We start from the raw sequence: 26385 nt of genomic DNA on the forward strand, positions 1-26385 counted from the left end.
TGGCATAAAAGTACTTAACGACATTGCTTACCGTTAAGTACTTTTTCATTTCTGATGGAGGCAGAAAACTAGCTAATTATTTCTCTTCCATGAGGAGAGTTTAAGTCTAAATCAGGCCCTTTGGGTACGACTTGCGTCGGGTTAATCCCTGTGTGGCTGAAATAGTAGTGACGTTTAATATGGTAGAAATCCGTGGTTTCTTCGACGCCTTCGACTTGATACAGCTCTTTTAAGTATCCTTGAATATTTTCGTAGTCTGCGATGCGCTGCTTGTTACATTTGAAGTGGCTCACATACACGGCATCGAAACGGATTAGAGTCGTAAACAAACGCCAATCAGCCTCAGTAATAGTATTCCCCGCTAAATAACGATGCGTCGCTAGGTGCGAATCGATTTTATCTAGCGCAGCAAATAAAGAATCGAATGCTTCTTCATATGCCTCTTGCGTGGTCGCAAAACCACAGCGATACACTCCATTGTTGACGTTTGGATAAACAAAATCGTTCCACTCGTCAATAACATGCTTTAGCTGTTCTGGATAATAGTCATCGTGGTTTCCTGTTAACTCATTGAACTCCGAGTTAAACATACGAATAATTTCTGACGACTCATTCGACACGATCGTATTGGTCTTTTTATCCCAAAGCACAGGCACAGTTACACGGCCTGTGTAATCTGGTTTGGCCTGCGTGTAGATTTGGTGCATACGAGTGTGACCAAATAGTGGCTCAGGAAGCCCCATTTGCCAGCCTTGGCTTAACATATCCGGGCAAACAACCGTGACATCAATATGGGGTTCTAAGCCTTTCAGCTTGCGGAAGATGAGCGTTCGGTGTGCCCAAGGACAAGCAAGAGAGACATACAAATGGTATCGACCAGACTCTGGTTTAAACTCCGCATCAGGTTCGTTTTTAACCCAGTTACGGAATCCAGCATCTTCACGCACAAATTTGCCACCATTTGATTTTGTGTCATACCAGACGTCATGCCAAACACCTTCGACCAACTTACCCATGATTGCGCTCCTCTCATTCTGTTTATGTCTATATTAGCGTTTCCTATCAAACAGAAAATCACTGAACTTAGGACATCATGTTCAAGAAATTCGAATGTATAAATCAGATGCATAAAAAAAGCGCGACCCGATGAAGGTGTCGCGCTTAAGCCCGTCACAGGCTGAATTTATACACTAACGTGCAAACAAGATACCGCGTGAACGTCGTTCCCTTGAATCGTTGGCTTCGTCTTCGCACACTCTTCGGTTGCTTGTGGGCAACGAGTGCGGAACACACAACCCGATGGTGGACTGATCGGCGAAGGAAGGTCGCCTTCCAGCATCTGGATTTTCTTACTGCGTTCAATGTTCGGGTCCGGAATCGGAACCGCTGACATCAATGCGCGTGTATATGGGTGCTTAGGATCAGCAAACAGCGCCTCCGCCTCACCGAGCTCGACAGCATTACCCAAGTACATGACCAAAACACGATCTGAGATGTGTTTAACCACTGACAAATCATGCGCAATGAATACCAGAGAAAGGCCTAGTTCTTTTTGAATCTCTTTAAGCAGATTAACAACCTGAGCTTGAATAGATACATCAAGCGCCGATACTGGCTCGTCACAAATAATCATCTTGGGCTTGAGGATAAGCGCACGCGCAATCCCGATACGCTGGCATTGACCACCCGAGAATTCGTGCGGATAACGGTTGATCACATTTGGTAGTAGACCCACTTTCGCCATCATCTCTTTAACGCGGTCTTTCACTTCCTGCTTAGACAGTTCTGGGTAGAACGTTTCAAGAGGCTCAGCAATAATGTCGCCAACCGTCATACGTGGGTTAAGAGAAGCCAAAGGATCTTGGAAAATCATTTGGATTTCTTTACGCGTTTCACGACGTTGGACGTCTTTCATCTTAGTTAGATCTTGACCCAACCAAACTACTTCGCCATCCGTCGCTTCAACAAGACCGATGATGGCGCGCGCAAACGTCGATTTACCACAACCTGACTCGCCCACTACACCAAGCGTTTCCCCTTCGTATAATCGAACGTTCACCCCATCAACCGCTTTTAGGCTTGAAGGCTTTGACCAAGGCCATGCCGATTTTGACGCAATGCTGAAGTGAACTTTCAGCTCTGAAATGTCCAGAATTAGCTTTTTATCTACTGCGTTCATTTGTTCCAAGCCTCCCATTCAGAAAAACATGCGCGCTGACGGCCATCACCAAATGGAGTCAGAATTGGCGCTTCACGCTTACAACGATCCATCACTCGGTGACAACGCTCTTGATAAGGGCAGCCCGGTGGTAGACGAAGCAAGTTTGGTGGATTACCAGGAATGGTTGGCAGAATTTCACCTTCCGTATCAAGGCGAGGGATCGCTTTCAACAGACCCTCTGCATAAGGGTGGCTTGGATTATAGAAGATTTCGTTTACGTTGCCGTACTCCATCGTACGACCTGCATACATCACCAGCACTTTGTCACACGAACCTGCAACAACACCAAGGTCGTGCGTGATCATGATGATCGCCGTGTTGAACTCGTCTTTAAGCTCATTAAGCAGGTCCATGATCTGTGCTTGAACCGTCACATCAAGTGCTGTTGTTGGCTCATCGGCAATAAGCAGTTTAGGACGACATAACAACGCCATCGCGATCATTACACGTTGACGCATACCGCCTGAAAACTCATGCGGGTACATCGTGATACGCTTACGCGCTTCAGGGATTTTCACCGCTTCCAGCATGCGTACTGATTCTTCAAATGCTTCCGCTTTGCCCATGCCTTTATGCAGCATAAGCACTTCCATCAACTGGTCACTTACCTTCATGTAAGGGTTCAGCGATGTCATTGGGTCTTGGAAGATCATTGCGATCTGTTCAGCGCGAACTTTGTTCAGTTCTTTTTCTGGTAAGTTTAAGATTTCTTTGCCTTCAAACTTTGCGCTACCAGAGATAATACCGTTTTTAGCCAAAAGGCCCATGATTGCGAATACGGTTTGAGATTTACCTGATCCCGATTCTCCAACGATACCTAAGGTTTCGCCTTGGTTGAGAGAGAAGTTCAAATCGTTTACTGCGGTTACGATACCATCTTGCGTGGTGAATTCGACGCGCAGATCTTTGACATCTAATAAGCTCATCATTGCTTCCTTAATCTTATCTTTTAATTATCTGTCTTTTGGATCCAGCGCATCGCGCAGGCCGTCACCAACGTAGTTGAAGCAGAATAGCGTCACAACCATGAACACTGCTGGGAATGCCAGCTGCCAGATTGCCACTTCCATTGTCTGTGCACCTTCTTGTAGAAGAGCGCCCCAACTTGTCATCGGTTCCTGAACACCAAGACCAAGGAATGATAGGAATGACTCCGTCAGGATCATGCTAGGGATAAGCAGCGTAGAGTAAACCGCTACGATGCCCAGTACGTTCGGCACGATATGACGAGTGATAATTTTCCAGTTGCTAACACCACACACATGTGCAGCTTCGATGAACTCTTTGCTACGTAAGCTGAGTGTCTGACCACGTACGATACGCGCCATATCTAGCCATGCGATAGCACCAATCGCAACGAAGATCAGCATGATGTTACGACCGAAGAATGTTACCAGTACGATTACCAGGAACATAAACGGTACCGCGTATAAAATTTCTAGAATACGCATCATTACGCGGTCAACTTTACCGCCGATGAAACCAGATGCTGCGCCGTAGAGCGTACCAATCAGTACCGCTACAAATGCGCCCATAACACCCACCATCAACGAAATACGCCCCCCAATTAGCGTACGCACGTATAAATCACGGCCTAGGCTGTCAGTACCAAACCAATGGTCAGCATTCGGTGCAACGTGCATCGCGTACCAGTCAGTATTATCAAAGGTGTGCGGTGCGATCATTGGCAGAATAATCACCGCCAACGTCATTAGAACAAGAAGGAATAAGCTCACCATTGCCGCTTTGTTGCGCATAAAACGGATACGAGCATCTTGCCAAAGACTGCGACCTTCAATCTCCAAGTTTTCGGAGAACTTCTCAATCGCTTCTAGGTTTTCTTTTTTCGTTAACATAACCAAACGTCCCTGTTAGTAGCGAATTTTCGGGTCAATCATTGCAAGTAGAATATCTACAATCGCGTTGAATAAAATGAATAGGAAACCAATCAGGATGGTTACACCCATTACTAGCGAGTAGTCACGGTTAAACGCAGCGTTAACGAATAGCTTACCAATACCTGGTAGACCAAAAATGGTTTCGATAACAACAGAACCAGTGATGATACCTACGAAAGCAGGACCCATGTAAGAAACAACAGGAAGAAGTGCCGGCTTAAGGGCGTGCTTGATGATGATGTAACGGTAGCTTAGACCTTTAGCACGAGCCGTACGAATAAAGTTACTGTTCAGTGTCTCGATCATCGAACCACGCGTAATACGAGCGAAGGTTGCAACATACAGTAGTGACATACCAATGACAGGAAGCACTAAATACTGCCAGCTACCATCTTGCCAACCGCCCGCAGGGAAGATACTCCAGTGAAGCGAGAATAGATAGATAAGCGCAGGTGCCAATACAAAAGAAGGCATTACCACGCCGAGCATCGCTGTCGACATGATGGTGTAATCAATCCAAGTATTCTGCTTGAGCGCAGCAATGGTACCGACGGTAACCCCCATAATCAGGGTAAAGATAAAGGCGATGAAGCCCACTTTAGCCGAAACCGGTAAGGCAACCGCGATCAGCTCGTTAACCGAGTAATCAAGGTATTTAAATGACGGTCCGAAATCCCCTTGGATAACATTGGTCAAATACGTGGTGTATTGTTCAAATACAGGTTTATCTAAGCCATATTTAGCTTCGATATTTGCCATTACTTCGGGTGGCAATGGACGCTCTGTCGAGAAAGGGTTTCCCGGTGCAAAGCGCATAAGAAAGAAAGATACGGTGATCAAAACCAACATTGTTGGGATCGCCTCAAATATCCTTTTTGCGATGAATTTAAGCATAAACTCACTCTTTCAGTCTGTGACAGTTAAATTAAAGAAGTCGTCCAATTCTTTTGGACTAAAGATAGGCGCTACATGCAATTTCTCACATGTAGAGCCTCATTTTTATAGTTCTATCGAGTTACGAATTACTCTGTGATGTAGAGATCTTTAGAGTAAATCTTGTCTTCCGCGTTATTGACTGGGAAGCCACCAACTTTCGGTGATAGTAGACGTGATTTCACGTACTGGTAGATAGGTGCGATTGGCATATCTTTTGCCATCAACTTCTCTGCTTCTAGGTAAAGCGCTTGACGCTCTTCGTCAGAAGTTGAAGCAAATGCTTTGTTCATGATTGCATCGTACTCTTTGCTGTCGTAGTGAATACCACCAGTAGTGTTATTACTCATCATCAGCGTTAGGAAAGATGAAGCTTCGTTGTAGTCGCCACACCAACCTGCACGAGCAACCTCAAAGTTGCCAGAATCTTTGGTAGATAGGTAAGTTTTCCACTCTTGGTTTTCTAGCGTAACGTCTAGACCAAGCGTCTTCTTCCACATTGAACCCAGTGCAACCGCAAGTTTCTTGTGGTTCTCTGACGTGTTGTATAGAAGGTTAAATTCAAGAGGGTTGTCTGCGCCGTAACCCGCTTCTTCCAATAGACGCGCCGCTTCAGCGTTACGCTCTTCTTGCGTCATTTTGCCGTATGCAGGGATTTCTGGGTTGAAACCCGCCGTGATTTCAGGCGTTAGGAAATAAGCTGGCTTTTGACCCTGTGCTAGGATCGCATCAGTCACGATATTACGGTCAATCGCATAAGAAATCGCTTTACGTACGCGAACATCATCAAACGGCTTTTTCTTCGTGTTGAAGATGTAGTAGTAAGTACACAAGTTACCCGATACAGACACGTCTTCTGGATGCTCTTGCTTCAAACGCTTGAAGTGCTCTGTAGGCAGTTCATTCGTGAAGTCGATTTCACCTGCTAGGAAGCGGTTCATTTCCGCTACTTGGTTTTCGATTGGTAGGAAAGTAACTTGATCAAGCGTCGTGTTTTCGTTGTCCCAGTATTGTTCGTTACGTTTTAGAACTAAACGCTCGTTTACAACCCAGTTGTCAACAACATAAGCACCGTTACCTACAAAGTTCTCAGGCTTCGTCCATTGATCGCCGAACTTTTCAACGGTTGCTTGGTGAACAGGCTTCACTGTTGTGTGGCCCATCATCATCACAAAGTATGGTACAGCAGTGTCTAGCTCAACCACTAACGTGTGGTCGTCAACCGCTTTAACACCCAACTCACTCTTGTCTTTTTTACCCGCAACAATGTCTTTTGCGTTCTTCATCTTGGTGTATTCCATGTACCAAGCGTATGGAGAAGCGGTTGCTGGGTCGACTGCGCGTTGGAAGCTGTATACAAAATCACCTGCAGTAACAGGATCACCGTTAGACCATTTTGCGTCTTCACGTAGGTGGAAAGTGTATGTTTTGTTGTCTTCAGTTTCCCAAGATTCTGCAACACCAGGGATAGTGTTACCGTCCGCATCTTGGTTTACTAGGCCTTCAAGAAGATCGCGAATCACGTGGGATTCTGGAACACCTTGAGATTTATGAGGGTCTATTGTCGCAACTTCTGTACCGTTACCACGCACCAATTCTTGAACAGCAGCAAGTTTTGGCTCTTTAGAATCAGATTTAGCTTCAGGGGCTGGAGCCGGAGCAGGCTCTGCAGCTTGTTTCTCTGCAGGCTTTTCGCCACAACCAGCTAAAGCGAGAGAAAGACCAGCACCAATAAATAAAGCGCGCGTGATTTTATTCTTATACATGCGTAAAACTCCAAATTTTTTCGTTAGCATCCATGACTTCTTTGTAAGGGCCTGGAACGGTCAGAGTTTTAGATTTTTTTAGTGCATTTTCTGAGCACAAAAGCCTAAAACCTTACAAAGACTGCGGCACACATTAGCAATCATTGAAGTAATTTGCCATAAAAATGTAGCAAAAAAACCAATAATCCTGACTAAACCACACATACCTAGCAGTAAACTCTAATCAAAAAGTATTCACCAGCCAAATGGAGACCAGAAGCGACATTCCACAGACAAAACTTTCGATTAATCTACATTTAAACCATTTGATAGCATCTTATGCTAGATATTTACATATTATTTAACATTTATGACAAATGAAGTCTAACAAATAATTGTTTATATATTGGGCTAAAAACTTTTATTGTGAAGAATATCACCAGAGCGAGCACGGGTTGTGTTGAAGTCAAATGAGCAGAATTATGAAGATAAGTACAAAAAAAGCTAAGTGCCATTGACACTTAGCTTTTTTCACTAGAATGAGGAGTGGGTTCTATTTTTCCCAACGCTGTGCAGCTTGGTGATCAGTATCGCGCGACTCAATCCAACGATCTTCATTCGTCGTGCGTTCTTTCTTCCAAAATGGTGCTTTGGTTTTCAAGTAGTCCATAATGAACTCGCAAGCATCAAATGCTGCTCCGCGGTGTGCACTTGAAACACCAACAAAGACGATTTGATCACCGCTATCCATGTCACCAACGCGATGAATCACGCGTACGCCCAATAATGGCCAACGTGATTCCGCTTGATCGCAAATGTCGCTCAAGCTCTTCTCAGTCATGCCTGGGTAATGTTCCAAGTGCAAACCAACAACATTATCGCCAAGGTTCATATCTCGAACTTTACCAATGAATGTTACGACAGCACCAGCAGCCGTACCTTCGGATAAACGTTGATATTCGTGATCAACGGAAAAGTCTTCAACTTGTACAGAGACGCGTGGGTCCATCTTAACCTCCGGTTACCGGTGGGAAAAATGCAACTTCATCCCCCGCTTTTACTTCGGTATCAAGTGGGACAATAGATTGATTAACAGCAGCAAGTAGCTTTCCTGGCTCTAAAGCCAAATCCCACTTACCATTTTTATCAGCGCCCTCTTCCACGAGATGCGCGCGAATCGCTTCAACCGTTTCAAATTGATCATCTAATTCGACACTGTCGATACCAATCAGCTCACGAGTTTGAGCAAAAAAAAGTACTTTAATCATGATTCCGCCTTGAAGTGTCCAGATTTTCCACCCGTCTTTTCTAGGAGACGAACTTGACCGATAACCATGTCTTTTTGCACCGCTTTACACATATCGTAAATCGTCAGTGCAGCAACAGAAGCCGCCGTGAGCGCTTCCATTTCTACGCCCGTTTTACCTGCAAGCTTACAAACAGATTCAATACGAACTTTGTTTTCTGACTCAATAGCCTCCAACTGAACTTCGACTTTAGAAAGCAACAGAGGATGACAAAGTGGAATCAAATCCCACGTTTTCTTTGCAGCTTGGATACCAGCAATTCGAGCCGTCGCGAACACATCACCTTTATGATGCTGCCCGGAAACAATCAGTTGCAAGGTTTCTGGGGCCATGTGAACAAATGCTTCTGCACGTGCTTCACGAACCGTTTCAGCTTTTGCAGACACGTCGACCATGTTAGCTTCGCCAGACGCGTTGATATGGGTAAATTGAGTCATTGTTTTTCCTTCGCTTTTAGGAAAGGTTATACAGATAGGTGCGGCATGAAGTTACAAGGGCGATGGCTTGCATCTAACTGCTGCTTGATGATCTTCGTCCAGCCAGTGCGGCACGCGCCTGTTGAACCAGGCATTGCGAAGATAACTGTATGGTTAGCAAAACCTGCAATTGCACGCGATTGGATCGTTGACGTACCAATTTCTTCGTAAGACACCATGCGGAATAACTCACCAAAACCTTCTACTTCTTTATCAAACAGAGGCTTCAGCGCTTCTGGCGTGCTGTCACGTGACGTGAACCCTGTACCACCAGTAATCATGATCGCTTGAACATTGTCGTCCGCAATCCACTGAGAAACAATTGCGCGAATTTTGTACATGTCATCAATAACAATTTGCTTATCGACAACATTGTGACCCGCTTCTTGAGCGCGTTCAACAAGGTAGCGACCAGAGGTATCGTTTTCTTCGGTACGAGTGTCAGATACCGTTAGAACGGCAATATTTGCAGGTTGGAATTTGCTTTCAGCGTGACCCATGTGTTCACCTATTCTCTTTTAACTTTGATACGTTTGGTATCGATTCTAGAAAAGCGAGGGAAAGCTAGCCTATAAATAAGCTTTCCCTACAAAATTTGAGTTGATTTAGCCGCCGATAGACGCCAGATGCGGCGTCATACCCGTATTACCATCGTGCAAGAAATGGCTCACCGACTTAGTTTGTAACTGCGCTTGGATGCGTTCAATAAGCTCGCTTTCTTGCTCATCACGTTCCAATAGATCACGTAGTTCTACACCGTGGTCTCCAAACAAACACAGATGCAGCTTACCCATCGCAGAGACGCGTAGTCGGTTGCAGCTCTCACAAAAGTCTTTTTCATAAGGCATGATTAGACCAATTTCACCCTTGTAATCTGGATGAACAAACACTTGCGCGGGGCCGTCATTATAAGAGCGCACTTTAAGCAGCCAACCGTTCGCAATCAACTGATTACGAATTGCTACGCCGGACACATGATGCTTATTGAATAAATCATCCATCTCACCCGTTTGCATCAACTCGATGAAGCGCAGTTGGATTGGACGATCTTTTATCCAGTTGAGAAACGCTGGCAGTTCTTGATGGTTAAGATCTTTCATCAAAACCACATTAACTTTGACTTGCTCATAACCAACTTCAAACGCACGCTCGATACCATTCATCACCTCAGTGAACTTATTTTCACCCGTGATTTGATGGAACATACGCGGATCAAGGCTGTCCACGCTAACGTTGATGTGAGTTAAGCCCGCTTCACGCCAGTCTGCGACTTGCTTCGCCATGCGGTAACCATTGGTCGTAGTTGCAACTTTTTGGATACCAGGCGTCGTAGCCACTGAGTGGATAATGTCGGTAAAATCTTTGCGTAAACTTGGTTCACCGCCAGTAATGCGCACTTTTGACGTGCCACAATCAGCAAACGCTTTTACGACCCGTTTGATTTCAGGAAGAGATAAAAAAGACGAGTTTTTATTGCCCGAAGGCTTATAGCCATCAGGAAGGCAATAGGTACATTTGAAATTACATACGTCGGTCACAGACAGACGCAAGTAATAGAACTTACGATGAAATTTGTCTTCGAATTGTTGCGCCACGGAACACCTTTCCAAACACGGGAGGCATGGCCATTTCCAATCATGCCCTTGTGACAGTACGCCACTGGCTCAAAACGCTTATCCTCGGACTTAGCAATAGTGAGCTCGGAGTTATGGCAACCAGAGATATGAAACCTCTGATAGCTTTGCGGTGTAAAATACTTAATATTTGTACTGGAATCCAGACTTGAGTGATAAAAAACTCTCTAGAGACACAATTTACCGCTAAGTGAGTACCTTTCAAGCACTCCTTAAGATAAATTGTAGCCGTTTTTTAAAAGATTATTAGAAGAACGTAATGAATATCTACACGGATAAAAAAGTGGTCGCTGTTGGCGGTGGTCATGGCTTAGGTCGAATGTTGGCCGCACTACGGGATTTTGGCGGCAATGCAACTGGCATTGTAGCCACAACAGACAATGGTGGCTCAACAGGAAGAATTCGTCACTGCCAAGGTGGAATCGCCTGGGGCGACACACGGAACTGCATTAATCAGCTGATCACAGAGCCGTCGATCAGTTCAATGATGTTTGAATATCGCTTCAAAGGTACTGGCGAGCTTGATGGTCATAACCTCGGTAACTTGATGCTTACGGCGCTCGATAACTTATCGGTCAGACCGTTAGATGCCATCAATCTGATTCGAAACATGTTAAAAGTCGACGTTAACATTCTTCCTATGTCTGAACACCCTTCCGATCTTTCCGCGTTATCCGTGGATGGGAAGTGGGTCACGGGAGAAACGAATGTAGACGAGATGGACACCGATTTACGCCGTCTCGATCTATCACCAGAAGTTCCTGCAACTAAAGAAGCAGTAACTGCACTGGCAGAGGCAGACGCTATTATTCTTGGTCCTGGCAGCTTTTTAACCAGCATCATGCCTCCTTTGCTGTTGCCTGAGCTCGGCAAAGCCATTGCCGCCAATGAGAAAGCAAAAGTCATTTTCGTTGCCAACTTGAGTCCAGAGTACGGCCCAGCCGGACGAATGACCATGGCACAAAAATTAGAATGGTGTGAGCGTGCCTGCCAAGGTAGGAAGATAGACGTGGTTCTAGCAGAGGAAACCGAGCAAGAAGTCTTGAGCCAGTGGAATGTAGTGACCGAGTCGTTAGCTTCGTCGAACCGAGATTGGCGTCACGACCGAGATAAACTCAAGCTCGCTATTGAAAGCCAGCTAAGGCTTTCAATTTAAAAAAACGCCCTCTAAAGCTAGGGGATAGCTTCAAGTTTACTCGCTGTCAGCAATGAAAAAACCCTTCACTTACGTGAAGGGTTTTGTGTAAGAGCCTCATCAGAACAATGCATTACTGCTGCCAATCACGATAAGCGTCGCGTGTTTCGTGCAAAAGATCGAACATCGTTTTTAACTCGTCTGACTCTTCAGCTAACTCACCTGCTTTGGCTTTTTTATCTATCGACATCGCCAATTGACAAAGACGGTCTGCTCCAAAGCTCGCTGCGCTGCTTTTTAACGCGTGACTGATTTCTTTTAGGTAACACAATCGCTCTGTCCCTTGAAACTGAGATAAATTCTCGATGTAGGTATCCATCTCCCCCAAGAAAATATCGAGTAAAACAGGAACATTGTCACTGCCAATCTCCATCGACAGTTCATCGATTTTTTGCTGATTTAATACATTCACACTCATACTTTTTGCCGCTCTTCCTTGCCATTCCAAGCCTGTAACTTGCGGTAAATCGTCGATGGACTGACATCAAGGTATCCCGCCGCTCGGGGGATATTGCCATCACACGCTTCAATCGCTTGCTCTATCGCCATTTTTTCTGTCATCCACAACGGCATAATCTCAGACGCAGTCATCACTTTCGGCTCAATAAATTTCGCCACAGAAGACGGACGGTCAAGCGGTTGATTCAGCGGTGGCGGTAACATATCCAACGTGATTTCTTTACCGTTGTTTAGAACAACGATATTGCGCAGCACGTTTTGTAACTGACGAACGTTGCCTGGCCACTCATAGCTATTAAATCGGTCGATTACATCAGGCGCAAAACGCACGAAGCTTTTTCCTTCCTCGTGCGACATATAGCCTAACAGTGAGTATGCAATTTCAATGACATCTTCACCTCGTTCACGTAAAGGCGGCAAATGCAAAGGAATGACATACAAACGATAGTACAAATCTTCACGGAATCGACCTTCTTGTACCTCTTTCCATGGATCACGGTTAGTTGCACAAACAAAGCGAACATCCACGCTCTTCATTTTTGATGAGCCCACTTTTTGGAACGTGCCGGTTTGAATAAATCGCAGCAATTTGGTTTGCAAATCTAAGTCCATCTCACACAGTTCATCAAGGAAAAGTGTGCCACCATCCGCTAATTCCGCTGCACCCTGACGATCATTTGCTGCGCCGGTAAAAGCACCTTTCACGTGACCAAACAGTTCACTCTCAATCAAATCTTTTGGAATTGCAGCACAGTTAATCGCAATAAAAGGCTTGTCACCACGCTTGCTTGCCGCATGGATTGCCTCGGCACATACCTCTTTACCCGTACCACTTTCACCAGTGATGAAGATACTCGCTTTGCTGCTCGCTGCTGAATCAATCGTGCGGTAAACCTGTTGCATTGTTTGACTACTGCCAATAAAGCCTTGATAACTTTGATTTCCCGGGTTATCAGCCTCGTTTTTTAACTTAGTCGCTTTACGAATCGCATTGTTAACCGTGACACGTAAACGGTCTGCTTCACACGGTTTGATCAAAAAGTCTTGAGAGCCATGACGCATTGCTTCTACCGCGGTATCGATAGAACCGTGAGCGGTCATAAAAATAATAGGTACGTCTGGATGACTCTTTTTTACAGCGTGTAAAACGTCCATCCCCGTCATATCTGGCAGACGAAGATCGAGCAGAATAAGATCTGGAATTCTATGGTTGAGACTTTCAATGGCATCCCTACCTGTACCGACAATATTGATATCTATACCAAGCGGTGTCAGGTATGAGCGGTACAGTGCCGCAACGGATGCGGTATCCTCAACCATTAAAAGGTAACGAGATTTAGGACCTTCAGATTTTTGTTGCATAACCTAGCTAATATTTTGTTGTGTTTTAAACAATAATCGCATTACGCTTTGCATTTTGCAAATAACATTAGCTAAATTATGGGTAAGAGAAAGGATTCAAAAATAATATCAATTATTTAAAAAATGGCATAAACCATGCTGATAGTTTAGTGACCCCTCGGGTCACCTAGCCAACTGACGTTGTTAGTGAACGAGATGTTCACAAAACAAGCCAATAGACCCGACTGCCTATTGGCTTCTTTTTTTGCAAGCAATCTAAAACACTTGGCTAAGCTAGATCATTAAGCTTACTTTTAACTATTTGCGATGAACTGCGCTCTTAGTTTTTCAATCTCGTCACGCTTTTGCGCCGCCAATTCAAACTCTAAATCTTGCGCGTGCTGATACATTGCCGCCTCAAGTCGACTGATTTCTTTTTCCAACTGTTGAGGAGACATGACCTCGTATGTTTGCGAAGGCTCCGCCACTTTCGACAACGGTACCTGTTTAGTATTACGCTGACGTTTAGACTTGGTAATATCGCCCAATTCCATAATATCTTTGATATTTCGTTTGAGCGCTTGCGGCGAAATGCCCATTTCTTCGTTATACGCTTTCTGCTTCTCGCGGCGGCGGTTGGTTTCATCCATCGCCTTTTTCATGGAGTTGGTGATTCGGTCAGCATACAAGATCGCCTTACCTTCAAGATTTCGCGCAGCACGACCAATGGTCTGAATTAGTGAACGCTCGGAGCGCAAGAAGCCCTCTTTATCTGCATCCAATATTGCAACCAGCGAAACTTCAGGCATGTCCAAGCCTTCTCGTAGCAAGTTAATTCCCACCAGCACGTCAAACTCGCCAAGACGAAGATCACGGATGATCTCCACACGTTCTACGGTATCAATATCTGAGTGTAAGTAACGTACCCTAACATCATGTTCGTGCAAGTACTCGGTGAGATCTTCGGCCATTCGTTTGGTCAATGTTGTCACTAGAACTCGCTCATCTTTAGCAGAACGGAGGCGAATTTCAGACAACAAGTCGTCCACTTGGGTCGCCACTGGGCGAACTTCCAATTCTGGGTCAAGCAAGCCTGTTGGACGAACAACTTGATCCGCTACATCACCAGCCGATTTTTCTAGTTCATAATTTCCTGGCGTCGCAGAGACAAAAATCGTCTGCGGTGCTAACGCTTCAAACTCTTCAAACTTGAGGGGACGATTATCTAACGCAGAAGGTAAGCGAAAACCAAACTCTACCAGCGTTTCTTTACGAGAGCGGTCACCTTTGTACATGGCACCAATCTGCGGCACCGTCACGTGGGATTCATCGATGATCAACAAACCGTCATGAGGCAAGTAATCAAACAATGTCGGTGGCGGCTCGCCTTCCGATCGTCCGCTGAGATAGCGAGAATAGTTTTCGATACCTGAGCAAAAACCTAACTCATTCATCATCTCGATATCGAATTGAGTCCGCTGGCTAATACGCTGTTCTTCCAGTAGCTTGTTGTTATCTAGAAGCTGTTTTTTGCGTACTTCTAATTCAACCTTAATATTTTCAATCGCTTCAAGAATACGATCTCTTGGTGTCACGTAGTGCGTCTTAGGATAAATGGTGTAGCGTGGTAAATCTCGCTGTTTCACCACACCAGTCAATGGATCAAAAACACTTATGCAGTCAATTTCATCATCAAACATTTCGACACGAACTGCGTCTTGGTCAGATTCCGCTGGAAAGATATCAATCACTTCGCCACGAACCCGAAACTGTCCTCGCTCAAATGCCACGTCATTTCTTGAATATTGTAGCTCTGCCAAACGTCGTAGCATGTCCCGTTGATCAATCACGTCACCACGACGTAAATGCAACATCATTTGCAAGTAAGATTCTGGGTCACCCAAACCATAGATAGCAGAAACAGACGCAACGATAATCGCGTCTTTACGTTCCAATAGTGCTTTCGTTGCGGAAAGGCGCATTTGCTCTATGTGAGCGTTAACCGATGCGTCTTTTTCAATGAAAGTATCCGTCGTCGGGACATAAGCTTCAGGCTGGTAGTAATCGTAGTAGGAAACAAAGTACTCCACCGCATTATTGGGAAAGAATGATTTCATCTCGCCATATAATTGCGCTGCGAGCGTTTTGTTTGGAGCAAGTAATATTGCAGGTCGCTGGGCTTGAGCGATAACATTCGCTAGTGTGAACGTTTTACCCGATCCCGTTACCCCCAATAGTGTTTGATGTGCCAGTCCAGCATCGAGCCCCTCAAGCAGCTGCTTGATCGCTCCCGGCTGGTCACCCGATGGCTGATAATCGGAGACCAATTCATAGACTTTACTCATACCCTTCCTCAACTTTACTGCGCTTTGGCTGTATATATATACACCTTAGCCAATGAAATCTACGTCTATTGAAAATTTACCCACCATTGTTAATAAATTTTCTTGTTTGTCTAGAATGCTATAGCCATACAAAACCTACTCTGATATAGTACTTCGCCCTAGCTGAAGAGCCACACCCATTCTTCACATTGCAGTTTCCACAACTTTTCCCCAAAAATTGGCCTAAACACTCTTTATCCCCAAAAGCTAGATTTTTATCCACCTTGAATACATTTTGCTTAACATCAATAAATCTATGTTTTAATTGCATATTCTCTGTATAACCCTGATTAAAAATTCACTAAATAAAAATCAGGTTGCATATAAAAGATCTTTACTCAGATCTCATCAACATAGTTATCCACAAAATTAGTGGATAAGTAACCTCACCCCTTTACTGACAAGCAGTACAGAAAAGTAAAGCCCTTCCCCCAATATTTTTTGCTAAAAATGTATTTTTTTACTGTTGACAGTAGTTTGGCCGCTCGGTAAGATTCGTTCCGATTTCAAGCAAAGCAATTCCTCCTTAGCTCAGTTGGTAGAGCGACGGACTGTTAATCCGCAGGTCGCTGGTTCGAGCCCAGCAGGAGGAGCCAAATTCCAGAAAAGTCGTGTCGCAAGACACGGCTTTTTTCGTTTTGAAATCAAAAGCTTCTTTCACCATCAATATCTCAAGTGACGACTTAAAATTACTCGCTAAATGTAATTCCCGCCTTCTGAGCAAAAGATTCTTTGAGGAAAGACAGCACCAGCGTCTTTGTAAAATCCATTCAGCAAGCTGTTCAATTTCTTATTGATTCATCAAAATACCTCACATAGACGACTATTTTTCCATCGTGTATGTAAAACCACATCGTTCACTGGTTGTTATTGGTGTCACAAAACACGATAATATCAAGATCGGATTTTAAGAACGTAATAACTATGACCGAATATGTTTTGTTGTTGGTCGGCACTGTGCTGGTGAACAACTTTGTACTGGTGAAGTTTTTGGGCCTATGTCCTTTTATGGGTGTGTCCAAAAAACTGGAAACAGCAATAGGTATGGGCTTAGCGACAACTTTTGTGCTAACGCTCGCGTCAGTGTGTGCGTATTTAGTGGAAAGCTACATTCTTCGTCCACTGGGTATTGAGTACCTTCGAACCATGAGTTTTATTTTGGTGATAGCCGTTGTGGTGCAGTTCACCGAAATGGTTGTGCACAAAACAAGTCCAACACTTTATCGCTTGCTTGGTATTTTCTTACCGCTGATCACTACAAACTGCGCGGTATTAGGCGTCGCGCTTCTTAATATTAATGAGAACCATAACTTTATCGAATCGATTATCTACGGCTTCGGCGCCGCTGTTGGTTTCTCATTGGTGTTGATACTTTTTGCATCCATGCGTGAGCGCATAGCTGCCGCCGACGTACCAGTGCCTTTTAAAGGTGCATCGATTGCAATGATTACAGCGGGTTTAATGTCACTAGCCTTTATGGGCTTTACAGGTTTGGTGAAGTAAACAATGAGTACGATTTTAATTGCGATCATCGCGTTAGCGGTTCTTGCTGCGATTTTCGGCGCGATACTTGGTTTTGCTTCTATTCGCTTCAAAGTCGAGGCAGACCCAATTGTGGATCAAATCGACGCAATCTTACCTCAAACTCAATGCGGTCAATGTGGCTACCCTGGTTGCCGCCCTTATGCTGAAGCGATTGCAAATGGCGACCACATCAACAAATGTCCGCCAGGCGGTCAGGCAACAATCGAAAAGCTCGCCGACTTAATGGGTGTTGAGCCAGAAGAATCTGCGCACGATCTCGACAACAAAATTCCAACCGTTGCGTTTATCCATGAAGATATGTGCATTGGCTGTACTAAGTGTATTCAAGCGTGTCCAGTGGATGCAATTGTAGGCGGTACAAAAGCGGTTCATACCGTAATTAAAGACGAATGTACGGGGTGTGACTTATGTGTTGCACCATGTCCAACTGATTGTATTGAAATGATTCCTGTGGCAACCACCACGGAAAGCTGGAAGTGGCAACTTAACTCCATTCCAGTACTCAACATTACGGATGCTGCCGACGATGCAGCGAACGTGAAAGATTCAATTAAGTAAGGTTTCGCATGTTGTCTTTGATTGAACAAATTCGTACAGGCTCGCTTTGGGATTTCCCTGGTGGTGTGCATCCGGCAGAAAACAAAAAGCAGTCCAACAAAACTGAGCTCGTTCACGCGGCTATCCCATCAGAAATTGTATTACCGCTAAAACAGCACATTGGTAGGGCTGGTAACTTATTGGTTGCCGAAGGTGACCACGTATTAAAAGGTCAGCCATTAACGCAATCCGAAACTGGTTTTACCGTTCCAGTGCATGCTCCTACATCGGGTACGATCACCGCAATTGAGCCTAGAACCGTTGCTCACCCTTCAGGTCTGAGTGAACTCTGTGCGGTCATTACACCTGATGGTAACGATACATGGTGTGACAGAAAACCCGTCGCGGATTACAAACAAGAAACACCTGACGCACTGATCGATATTATTCGTCTCGCAGGCATTTCAGGTATGGGTGGCGCAGGTTTCCCTACCGCAAAAAAAATCCAATCAGGTTTTGCTCGCACAGAGATTCTTATCGTCAACGCAGCTGAGTGTGAGCCATACATCACATCAGATGACAAGCTCATGCAAGAGCATGCCGAAGAGCTCATCCAAGGTATCGAGATTGTCGAACATATCCTGACACCAAAGCTCACGATTATTGGTATTGAAGATAACAAACCAGAGGCAATTAAAGCGTTAGAAGCTGCGGCTCTAAACAAAGATATCGTCATTCGCGTTATCCCGACTAAATACCCTTCTGGTGGTGAAAAACAGCTGATCAAAATTTTGACCAATAAAGAAGTACCAAGCGGCGCAATTCCAGCCGATATTGGTATTTTGGTTCAAAATGTCGGTTCTCTTTACTCAATCAAACGCGCAATCATCGATGGTGAACCGATGATAAAACGCGTGGTGACTCTCACCGGTAAAACATTCAAACAACCACGCAATGTTTGGGCATTATTAGGTACACCAGTACAGGCGTTATTGGATGAGTTTGGCTATAAAGCCGATAAGAAGTTACAACGTTTAATCATGGGTGGACCAATGATGGGCTTCACCCTTCCCCACTCTCAAGTGCCGATTACCAAGACAGCAAACTGTATCCTTGCCCCGACTCGTCGTGAGATCTCTCCACACCAACATGAGATGGAATGTATTCGCTGTAGCCAATGTGCTGAAGCTTGCCCTGCTTCACTGCTACCTCAGCAACTGCAATGGCATGCAAAAGCTGAAGAGTATGACAAACTCGAAGAACTAAACTTAAAGGATTGTATCGAGTGCGGTGCTTGTGCGTTTGTGTGTCCAAGTGAAATTCCTCTCGTACAGTACTACCGCCAAGCAAAAGCGGAAATTCGCACCAGAACACAAGAAGCGGAAGCTGCTGAACGAGCGAAGCTGCGTTTTGAAGAGAAGAAAGCGCGCATGGAGCGCGAAAAAGCAGAACGTGAAAATCGCTTTAAGAAAGCAGCCGATCAGCGCCGTAAAGACATGAAATCTTCTGGTGGTGATGATGCGATTGCAGCAGCGATCGCACGAGTGAAAGCTCAGAAGACAGAAACAACAGAAAAAGCAGAGCCAGCCGTGAAACCTGCCGTCGCTGCAGCCATTGCCAAAGCGAAGGCAAAACAGGCCGCAGCCGCTAAAGCAGGCTCTAGTGAACCTGATAACTCAGAAATGGCAAAACTGCGCGAAGAACGCAAACGTCTAGCCCGCGAACGTAAAGCACAAAAAGAGCAAGGCGAAACACCAGACAACAACGCTGATGATAAGAAATCGGCAGTTGCAGCAGCCATCGCCCGAGCTAAAGCGAAAAAAGCTCAACAAGAAGAACCAACCGAAACGTTAGAAGCTCAAGCGTCTGCTGAGCAAGCTGAAGAGCCGAAGAAAGCCGCGGTTGCTGCTGCTATTGCGCGTGCCAAAGCGCGTAAAGCGAAACAAGTAGACTCAACTGAAACCGAAGAAGCTGAAACGCCTACTGAGACAACCGACGATCCGAAAAAAGCCGCCGTTGCTGCTGCCATTGCACGCGCTAAGGCTCGTAAAGCGAAACAAGCAGACTCAACTGAAACCGAAGAAGCTGAAACGCCTACTGAGCCAACCGACGATCCGAAGAAAGCCGCCGTTGCTGCTGCCATTGCACGCGCTAAGGCTCGTAAAGCGAAACAAGCAGACTCAACTGAAACCGAAGAAGCTGAAACGTCTACTGAGCCAACCGACGATCCGAAGAAGGCAGCCGTTGCTGCTGCCATTGCGCGCGCTAAGGCTCGTAAAGCGAAACAAGCAGACCCAACCGAAACGGAAGAAGCTGAAGCGCCTGCTAAGCAAGCTGCAGACCCGAAAAAAGCCGCGGTTGCTGCTGCCATTGCGCGTGCCAAAGCGCGTAAAGCTAAGCAAGAAGAACCAGCCGAAACGGTAGAAGCTGAAACGCCTGCTGAACAAGCTGAAGATCCGAAAAAAGCGGCTGTCGCTGCGGCTATTGCGCGTGCCAAAGCGCGTAAAGCTAAGCAAGAAGAACCAGCTAAAACGGTAGAAGCTGAAACGCCTGCTGAACAAACTGAAGATCCGAAAAAAGCGGCTGTCGCTGCTGCTATTGCGCGCGCGAAAGCTCGCAAAGCGCAGCAAGAAGCTAATAAAAATAATACTGAGGAGAACGAGTAGTGTCGTTTTTTATTGCCAGTTCACCGCATACCCACAGCCGTCGTAGTACACCTGACTTAATGAAATGGGTGGCACTTTGTGCTCTCCCAGGTTTAGCGGCTCAGACCTACTTCTTTGGGTGGGGAACGCTTATTCAGCTGATTTTTGCCATCGCAGTCGCTGTATCACTTGAAGCCTTAGTTATGGTCTTCCGTAAACGTTCGCCGATGCGAGCACTACGTGATAACAGTGCGATCGTTACCGCTTGGTTATTAGCCGTTGCTATTCCACCATGGTCTCCGTGGTGGATTATGGTGATCGGACTTATTTTCGCGATCGTAATCGCTAAACACCTATATGGTGGCCTTGGTCAGAACTTATTCAATCCTGCTATGGTCGCTTATGTGGTCTTGTTGATCTCATTCCCAGTGCAAATGACGAGTTGGAGTGCCCCGACGTCACTCATACCTGATCACGTAAATTTTGCAGATACACTCTCTTTAATTTTTACGGGCTATGATTACGACGGCTTATCGCTTCAGCAAGTTCGAACGGGGGTTGACGGTGTGACAATGGCGACGCCACTTGATGCATTTAAGACCGGCATTCATACAGGTGCAACCCCAAGTGAAGTACTGTCGCAGCCAATATTCGATGGATTAGCTGGCATTGGTTGGCAATGGGTAAATCTTGCCTACTTACTTGGTGGTTTAGTGATGATCAAAAAACGCATCATCCAATGGTATATCCCCGTAGGTTTCCTAGCGAGCCTGACGCTATTTAGCCTCGTGTTCAGCTTACTGACCCCAGGGGAAACTGCGTCGCCAATCTTCCACTTGTTATCAGGTGCAACCATGCTTGGCGCATTCTTTATTGCAACCGATCCCGTGTCGGCGTCTACCACCGTTAAAGGACGTTTGATCTTTGGCGCGCTTATTGGTGCTTTGGTCTTTATCATTCGCAGTTGGGGCGGCTTCCCTGATGGTGTTGCATTCGCAGTGTTACTTGCAAATATGTGTGTGCCACTGATCGATTACTACACCAAACCTAGAACTTACGGTCACTGAGGTAAACATGTTAACCGCTATTAGAAAAAATGGTCTGACACTTGCGATCTTTGCCTGTGCAACAACCGGATTAGTCGCCTTTACTCAGTACCTAACAAAAGACCAAATCAAGATACAAGAACAACAACAATTACTTTCTGTTTTGAATCAAGTCATTCCAGAAAACATGCATGACAACGCACTCACGCAAGCCTGCACTATGGTCACGTCACCAGAACTGGGGACATTACGTGCGATGCCAGCCTACCTCGCCACGAAGAATGGTGAACCGACAGCAATCGCAATAGAATCCATCGCGCCAGATGGCTACAATGGTGAGATAAAAGTTATTACTGGGATTGACAATCAGGGCAATATTTTGGGGACACGCGTCTTAAGCCATCAAGAAACCCCTGGCCTGGGCGATAAAATTGATCTTCGTGTCACCGACTGGATCCTGAGCTTTACGGGCAAACAAGTCACGGAAAGTAACTGGAACTCATGGAAAGTTCGTAAAGATGGTGGTGATTTCGATCAATTTACTGGTGCAACGATCACGCCTAGAGCCGTCGTAAAAGTGGTGCGAAATACCGTTAACTACGTAAACCAATCTCGTGAAGACATTCTTAGCCAGCCTTTGGGCTGTGAAGGAGAGCAGTAATGAATGAGAATAAATTGCTGATGAAAAACGGTATGTGGAGTAATAACCCTGCTCTCGTACAGCTGCTGGGTCTGTGTCCACTACTAGCGGTTTCTTCCACAATAACCAATGCCTTAGGTCTTGGTATTGCAACCTTATTAGTGCTGGTCGGCTCCAACGTCACGGTTTCTCTTATTCGTAATTACGTGCCAAAAGAGATCCGCATTCCTGTGTTCGTGATGATCATTGCCTCTCTCGTTACCTGTGTTCAGTTATTGATGAATGCCTATGCGTATGGTTTATACCTGTCTCTTGGTATCTTTATTCCTCTGATTGTAACCAACTGCATCATTATTGGTCGAGCTGAAGCATACGCTTCAAAAAATGATGTTGCGCCTGCAGCATTAGACGGTTTATGGATGGGTCTTGGTATGACAAGCGTTTTGGTCGTGCTAGGTGCCATGCGTGAGTTAATTGGTAATGGCACGCTATTCGACGGGGCAGATCTGCTATTAGGAGACTGGGCATCTGCTCTGCGCATTCAAGTTTTCCAATTTGACAACAGCTTTCTGCTAGCACTTCTTCCACCCGGTGCATTTATCGGCGTTGGTCTGTTGATAGCGCTTAAAAATGTCATCGATAATTCAGTCCAGGCACGTCAACCAAAAGAAGAAAAACCAACCATAGAACGTGCTCGCGTCACCAACGCATAACAAAATAAGGCTCTGTCATAGGAGCCTTTTTCATAAACCGCAGAGACGGTATTGGAAGTCAGCAATGAACAAAATAAAAAGAATCAAAATTCTTGAGCGATTACGAGAAAACAATCCGAATCCTCAAACTGAGCTTAACTGGAGCTCCCCTTTTGAACTGCTAATCGCGGTATTACTATCAGCGCAAGCAACCGATGTAAGTGTCAATAAAGCCACCGACAAGCTTTTCCCTGTCGCTAATACACCGCAAAGTATTCTCGATTTGGGAGTTGATGGCTTAAAAGAATACATAAAGACCATCGGTTTATTTAACTCAAAAGCAGAAAACACTATCAAGACTTGTAAGATCTTGTTGGAAAAACACAATGGTGAAGTTCCTGAAGATCGTGCAGCGTTAGAAGCGCTACCAGGCGTAGGTCGCAAGACCGCAAACGTCGTGCTCAACACCGCTTTTGGTTGGCCAACCATTGCCGTCGATACGCACATTTATCGCGTGTCGAATCGTACTAAGTTTGCAATGGGCAAAACGGTTGATGATGTCGAGCAAAAGCTATTAAAAGTTGTGCCAAAAGAGTTCAAACTCGATGTGCACCACTGGCTCATTCTTCATGGCCGCTACACGTGCTTGGCGAGAAAGCCTCGCTGCGGTAGCTGCATTATTGAAGATTTGTGCGAATATAAAGAGAAAGTATATCCAGATAGCTAACGCTATTTGAAAATCAAAGCTAGGAGCAAAAAATGTCAAATGGTCGAATTCTCCACACTATGCTTCGCGTAGGTGATCTAGACAAATCCATCAAGTTTTACACTGAAGTTATGGGCATGCAGTTGCTTCGTACGAACGAGAATAAAGAGTACGAATACACACTGGCGTTTCTTGGCTACGGTGACGAATCCCAAGGTGCTGTGATCGAGCTAACTTACAACTGGGGTAAAACTGAATATGACCTAGGTACTGCTTTTGGTCATATCGCCATTGGTGTTGATGATATCTACACAACTTGCGACGCTATCAAAGCGGCGGGCGGTAATGTGACGCGTGAACCAGGTCCAGTAAAAGGCGGAAGCACGCACATTGCATTCGTAAAAGACCCAGATGGTTATATGATTGAGCTTATCCAAAACAAGCAAGCTTCAGCAGGTCTTGAAGGCTAAGCAGCACTTCTAATAATCACTTGTACTGCAAGTTGAACATCGATTACAGGCAGGTCTGCGATCTGCCTGTTCTTTTATAAACAAAACACTTTACTTGATAATAATTATCGTTTAGATTTATTCGCAACTTCGATATGCGGGATTACGATAATGATCAGTGAATGGGAAAAACACACACTTCTAGCCGATACGGCACTTCAACTAGATGACCCTGTTCGCAGCATTCTTCATTACCAGCAAGCCCTAAGCCTGAGTGAAGATATTAGCGAATGTGTGGAAATTGAAGCAGACGAGCGATTATTAATTTCTGTGATTTCTTGTCATAACTTAGCTCAGTTCTGGCGTTGGGCCGGAGACACTGACTATGAACTCAAATACCTTCAGCTGGCTTCAGAGAAAGTCTTAACACTCATCCCACAATGCCCAAATAAAGAATGTGCAAGCTTTATCGACTCAATAGGATGTTGCACTAAAGCATTAATAGACTTCATGAAACGTCACCCTAATCCGGCTATTGCCAAACAGGTTGAAAAAATCGATACCGCAACAAATTGCGAAGTCATTGCCAAATTCCGCTTAAACTAACATTCAAATTATACAGCCGGAATCACCGAAAGGTACTTAGCAAAATCCCATTAAAATATTATTAACAACGTCAGTAAATTAAAAACGCCGAAGCTTTCAGCTTCGGCGTTTTTATATTCGTTACACTTGGGTTCGCCCGAGTGATATTACGACTCGGCGGTTTTTGTCTTTTCCTATTGGCGAGCCATTATCTGCAATAGGACGACGCTTGCCGTACCCTTGCACTTGAATTCGATCTTCCGGTAGCCCTAGAGACTGAAAATAATCACGAAGTGACTCTGCACGTCGCTCAGATAAACTTTGGCTCGCACTTTTGCCATCGGTTGAATCGGTGTACGTCGCCACCAGCACGAGATCGATATCTTGATTATGTCGGATATAATCTGCAATTTGTGATAAACGCTTTTTGGAAGCCTTGGTTAACTGATCGCCTTGTCTTTCGTAGTGCAAAATCGTAAAGGCAATGTCTTCAAAACTGTATTTCAATAAATTGGAAATACAGTCGCTAAACGCGTTGTACTTATTTTGAAACAGCACGGATGACAATGCGACTTCAATTCTCTGATCTCGGCTCTGCCAATCCTGATAACTAAAGGTCGGATAACGCCCTTTTTCCAGCTCAGACAAAATGCCCCATGCTGTTTGCCCTCCGACATAACCATCAAACTGTTTAAAAAACTTTAGGTTTGTAATTCGATCGGCGTGTTCACCTGGTCGCCAAGGTGGCGGCATAGAGATGAGACTGACGTTACGTGTTTCTCCCATCGGACGACGCATTTTTAACTCAAAGTCTAAATTGATTTTTTTATTCGCACGAGATGAAAATACCGCATCTCCAAAACTTGGAATAGGGTGAACAAGTTGGCATTCTAACGGTGTGTTGACCACCATTTCCCATTGAGATTGCTGTGGAGTGGCAACATAACGTTTGCCCATCACAGCAAAACTGCTTGTGCTAAACAACGAAAATACAACGCCACTAGTAATCAGCCATTTCTTCATCTAAGTACTGTCTCTTAAACGGCAGTCTGTTGCCGTCAATTTGAATCAATAAAACCACTTCACCTGGCATGCAAAAACCTCGCCAACGTGCGAAATATCGTGATAATACGATTAACGTTAATCATGGTAACTCAATCACCCGAAATGCGATCGAGCGTATTGATGAGATGCAAAATAGAATTCCGTTTTTCTCCTAAATTGCGGTTTTTCTCGTCGGTATAATCTGCAATAATGCAGCCTTCGTCACACAAAAATAAGCCGACATGACAATAGAAAATGAAGCTCTGACCTTGAAAAAACGCTTTCGTGGTTATTTCCCTGTGGTAGTAGACGTTGAGACCGCAGGTTTCAATGCTCAAACTGATGCACTTTTAGAAATTTGCGCCGTTACGTTAAAAATGGACGAAGATGGCGTGTTGCATCCGGCCTCCACCATTCATTTTCATGTTGAGCCATTTGAGGGCGCTAACTTAGAAAAAGAAGCGCTAGAATTCAATGGTATTCGTGACCCATATAGCCCTCTTCGTGGTGCAGTTTCTGAGCAAGAAGCGTTAAAAGAGATTTATAAGCTTATTCGCAAAGAACAAAAAGCCGCAGATTGCTCGCGCGCAATTATGGTTGCCCATAACGCAGCATTCGACTTAGGTTTTGTAAATGCAGCCAATGAGCGCTGTAAACTAAAAAGAGTCCCTTTTCATCCCTTTGCTACTTTTGACACGGCAACATTGAGCGGCCTTGCTTATGGTCAAACGGTTCTCGCGAAAGCATGCAAAACGGCCGGGATGGAATTCGATAATCGTGAAGCACACTCAGCGCTTTACGATACACAAAAAACAGCAGAATTATTCTGCGGCATTGTCAACAAATGGAAGGCCCTCGGCGGTTGGCCGCTTGTTGACGAAGAATAATAAGTAAACACAACAT

26 protein-coding genes, 1 tRNA gene and 1 riboswitch are annotated in these 26385 nt (G+C 45.0%); of the genes, 12 read left to right on the top strand and 15 right to left on the bottom strand.

The features are described from left to right. Positions 1–68: 68 nt before the first annotated feature. The 11 genes from LIX84_RS06730 to moaA form a co-directional block, all read right to left on the bottom strand. Positions 69–1016, bottom strand: a complete 948-nt coding sequence (locus tag LIX84_RS06730) for a glutathione S-transferase family protein (RefSeq protein WP_226420966.1) — start codon at positions 1014–1016, stop codon at positions 69–71. Between the two features lie 167 nt (positions 1017–1183). Next, entirely contained in the window at positions 1184–2197 is a 1014-nt protein-coding gene (oppF, locus tag LIX84_RS06735; protein WP_006742812.1) for a murein tripeptide/oligopeptide ABC transporter ATP binding protein OppF, read from the bottom strand. Beyond that, positions 2176–3147 carry an ABC transporter ATP-binding protein gene (locus LIX84_RS06740; protein ID WP_005396641.1) on the bottom strand — a complete coding sequence of 324 codons (972 nt, stop codon included), beginning with the start codon at positions 3145–3147 and terminating at the stop codon, positions 2176–2178. The genes oppF and LIX84_RS06740 overlap by 22 nt, the downstream gene beginning before the upstream one ends. A gap of 27 nt (positions 3148–3174) precedes the next feature. Next, positions 3175–4077 carry an oligopeptide ABC transporter permease OppC gene (gene oppC, locus LIX84_RS06745; RefSeq protein WP_226420967.1) on the bottom strand — a complete coding sequence of 301 codons (903 nt, stop codon included), beginning with the start codon at positions 4075–4077 and terminating at the stop codon, positions 3175–3177. Positions 4078–4092: 15 nt separating this feature from the next. After that, entirely contained in the window at positions 4093–5013 is a 921-nt protein-coding gene (gene oppB, locus LIX84_RS06750) for an oligopeptide ABC transporter permease OppB (RefSeq protein ID WP_226420968.1), read from the bottom strand. A 128-nt stretch (positions 5014–5141) separates the two neighbouring features. Further along, positions 5142–6818 (bottom strand): ABC transporter substrate-binding protein, encoded by a 1677-nt coding sequence (locus LIX84_RS06755; protein WP_005396644.1) that lies wholly within the window; start codon positions 6816–6818, stop codon positions 5142–5144. A 532-nt stretch (positions 6819–7350) separates the two neighbouring features. Beyond that, positions 7351–7806 (bottom strand): molybdopterin synthase catalytic subunit MoaE, encoded by a 456-nt coding sequence (gene moaE, locus LIX84_RS06760; RefSeq protein WP_114323293.1) that lies wholly within the window; start codon positions 7804–7806, stop codon positions 7351–7353. Between the two features lies 1 nt (position 7807). Beyond that, positions 7808–8065, bottom strand: a complete 258-nt coding sequence (gene moaD / locus LIX84_RS06765) for a molybdopterin synthase sulfur carrier subunit (protein ID WP_005396646.1) — start codon at positions 8063–8065, stop codon at positions 7808–7810. Beyond that, entirely contained in the window at positions 8062–8541 is a 480-nt protein-coding gene (moaC, locus tag LIX84_RS06770) for a cyclic pyranopterin monophosphate synthase MoaC (protein WP_005396647.1), read from the bottom strand. The genes moaD and moaC overlap by 4 nt, the downstream gene beginning before the upstream one ends. Before the next feature lie 26 nt (positions 8542–8567). Continuing rightward, on the bottom strand, positions 8568–9080 hold the full coding sequence (gene moaB / locus LIX84_RS06775) for a molybdenum cofactor biosynthesis protein B (RefSeq protein ID WP_226420969.1): 513 nt from the start codon (positions 9078–9080) through the stop codon (positions 8568–8570). A gap of 105 nt (positions 9081–9185) precedes the next feature. Beyond that, positions 9186–10175 carry a GTP 3',8-cyclase MoaA gene (gene moaA / locus LIX84_RS06780; protein ID WP_226420970.1) on the bottom strand — a complete coding sequence of 330 codons (990 nt, stop codon included), beginning with the start codon at positions 10173–10175 and terminating at the stop codon, positions 9186–9188. Beyond that, positions 10164–10298, bottom strand: a riboswitch (molybdenum cofactor riboswitch). (Overlaps the previous gene by 12 nt.) A 175-nt stretch (positions 10299–10473) precedes the next feature. On the opposite strand from moaA, the gene LIX84_RS06785 reads away from it, so the two are divergent. After that, positions 10474–11370, top strand: coding sequence for a YvcK family protein (locus tag LIX84_RS06785; RefSeq protein ID WP_006742807.1), 897 nt, complete (start codon positions 10474–10476; stop codon positions 11368–11370). A gap of 112 nt (positions 11371–11482) precedes the next feature. On the opposite strand, the gene luxU is transcribed toward LIX84_RS06785, so the two are convergent. The 3 genes from luxU to uvrB all read right to left on the bottom strand — a co-directional run bounded on the left by luxU (position 11483) and on the right by uvrB (position 15554). Continuing rightward, positions 11483–11827 (bottom strand): quorum-sensing phosphorelay protein LuxU, encoded by a 345-nt coding sequence (luxU, locus tag LIX84_RS06790; RefSeq protein ID WP_226420971.1) that lies wholly within the window; start codon positions 11825–11827, stop codon positions 11483–11485. Beyond that, positions 11824–13230 carry a quorum-sensing sigma-54 dependent transcriptional regulator LuxO gene (luxO, locus tag LIX84_RS06795; RefSeq protein ID WP_005396653.1) on the bottom strand — a complete coding sequence of 469 codons (1407 nt, stop codon included), beginning with the start codon at positions 13228–13230 and terminating at the stop codon, positions 11824–11826. The genes luxU and luxO overlap by 4 nt, the downstream gene beginning before the upstream one ends. Positions 13231–13523: 293 nt before the next feature. Beyond that, a complete protein-coding gene (uvrB, locus tag LIX84_RS06800; protein WP_047010067.1) occupies positions 13524–15554 on the bottom strand; it encodes an excinuclease ABC subunit UvrB in 2031 nt (676 codons plus the stop codon). A 559-nt stretch (positions 15555–16113) separates the two neighbouring features. On the opposite strand from uvrB, the gene LIX84_RS06805 reads away from it, so the two are divergent. The 10 genes from LIX84_RS06805 to LIX84_RS06850 all read left to right on the top strand — a co-directional run bounded on the left by LIX84_RS06805 (position 16114) and on the right by LIX84_RS06850 (position 24459). Further along, positions 16114–16189: transfer RNA gene (locus tag LIX84_RS06805), tRNA-Asn, on the top strand. Positions 16190–16517: 328 nt separating this feature from the next. Then, positions 16518–17096 (top strand): electron transport complex subunit RsxA, encoded by a 579-nt coding sequence (rsxA, locus tag LIX84_RS06810; protein ID WP_005380762.1) that lies wholly within the window; start codon positions 16518–16520, stop codon positions 17094–17096. Positions 17097–17099: 3 nt separating this feature from the next. After that, the gene (gene rsxB / locus LIX84_RS06815) at positions 17100–17696 is read left to right on the top strand and encodes an electron transport complex subunit RsxB (RefSeq protein WP_012841575.1); all 597 of its coding nucleotides are present in this window, start codon (positions 17100–17102) and stop codon (positions 17694–17696) included. Positions 17697–17704: 8 nt separating this feature from the next. Then, entirely contained in the window at positions 17705–20341 is a 2637-nt protein-coding gene (gene rsxC, locus LIX84_RS06820) for an electron transport complex subunit RsxC (protein ID WP_226420972.1), read from the top strand. Further along, positions 20341–21387 (top strand): electron transport complex subunit RsxD, encoded by a 1047-nt coding sequence (gene rsxD / locus LIX84_RS06825; protein WP_012841573.1) that lies wholly within the window; start codon positions 20341–20343, stop codon positions 21385–21387. Before rsxC ends, rsxD begins: the two co-directional genes overlap by 1 nt. 7 nt (positions 21388–21394) lie before the next feature. Continuing rightward, complete coding sequence (rsxG, locus tag LIX84_RS06830) at positions 21395–22027, top strand: electron transport complex subunit RsxG (RefSeq protein WP_006743364.1); 633 nt, start codon at positions 21395–21397, stop codon at positions 22025–22027. Beyond that, positions 22027–22719 carry an electron transport complex subunit E gene (locus LIX84_RS06835; protein ID WP_054867993.1) on the top strand — a complete coding sequence of 231 codons (693 nt, stop codon included), beginning with the start codon at positions 22027–22029 and terminating at the stop codon, positions 22717–22719. The genes rsxG and LIX84_RS06835 overlap by 1 nt, the downstream gene beginning before the upstream one ends. A gap of 64 nt (positions 22720–22783) precedes the next feature. Then, complete coding sequence (gene nth, locus LIX84_RS06840) at positions 22784–23425, top strand: endonuclease III (protein ID WP_226420973.1); 642 nt, start codon at positions 22784–22786, stop codon at positions 23423–23425. A gap of 32 nt (positions 23426–23457) precedes the next feature. After that, a complete protein-coding gene (gene gloA, locus LIX84_RS06845) occupies positions 23458–23874 on the top strand; it encodes a lactoylglutathione lyase (RefSeq protein WP_005380739.1) in 417 nt (138 codons plus the stop codon). Positions 23875–24024: 150 nt separating this feature from the next. Continuing rightward, entirely contained in the window at positions 24025–24459 is a 435-nt protein-coding gene (locus LIX84_RS06850) for a DUF2753 domain-containing protein (protein ID WP_005384886.1), read from the top strand. A 120-nt stretch (positions 24460–24579) separates the two neighbouring features. Here the strand turns inward: LIX84_RS06850 and motY are convergent, their stop codons facing one another. Then, the gene (motY, locus tag LIX84_RS06855; protein WP_012841571.1) at positions 24580–25461 is read right to left on the bottom strand and encodes a flagellar protein MotY; all 882 of its coding nucleotides are present in this window, start codon (positions 25459–25461) and stop codon (positions 24580–24582) included. A gap of 263 nt (positions 25462–25724) precedes the next feature. Here motY and rnt point away from each other — a divergent pair, with 263 nt between their 5' ends. After that, positions 25725–26369, top strand: a complete 645-nt coding sequence (gene rnt, locus LIX84_RS06860; protein WP_012841569.1) for a ribonuclease T — start codon at positions 25725–25727, stop codon at positions 26367–26369. Positions 26370–26385: the final 16 nt, after the last annotated feature.

Origin of the sequence: Vibrio sp. E14, assembly GCF_020515785.1 — a bacterium.
GTDB classification, from domain to species: domain Bacteria; phylum Pseudomonadota; class Gammaproteobacteria; order Enterobacterales; family Vibrionaceae; genus Vibrio; species Vibrio diabolicus.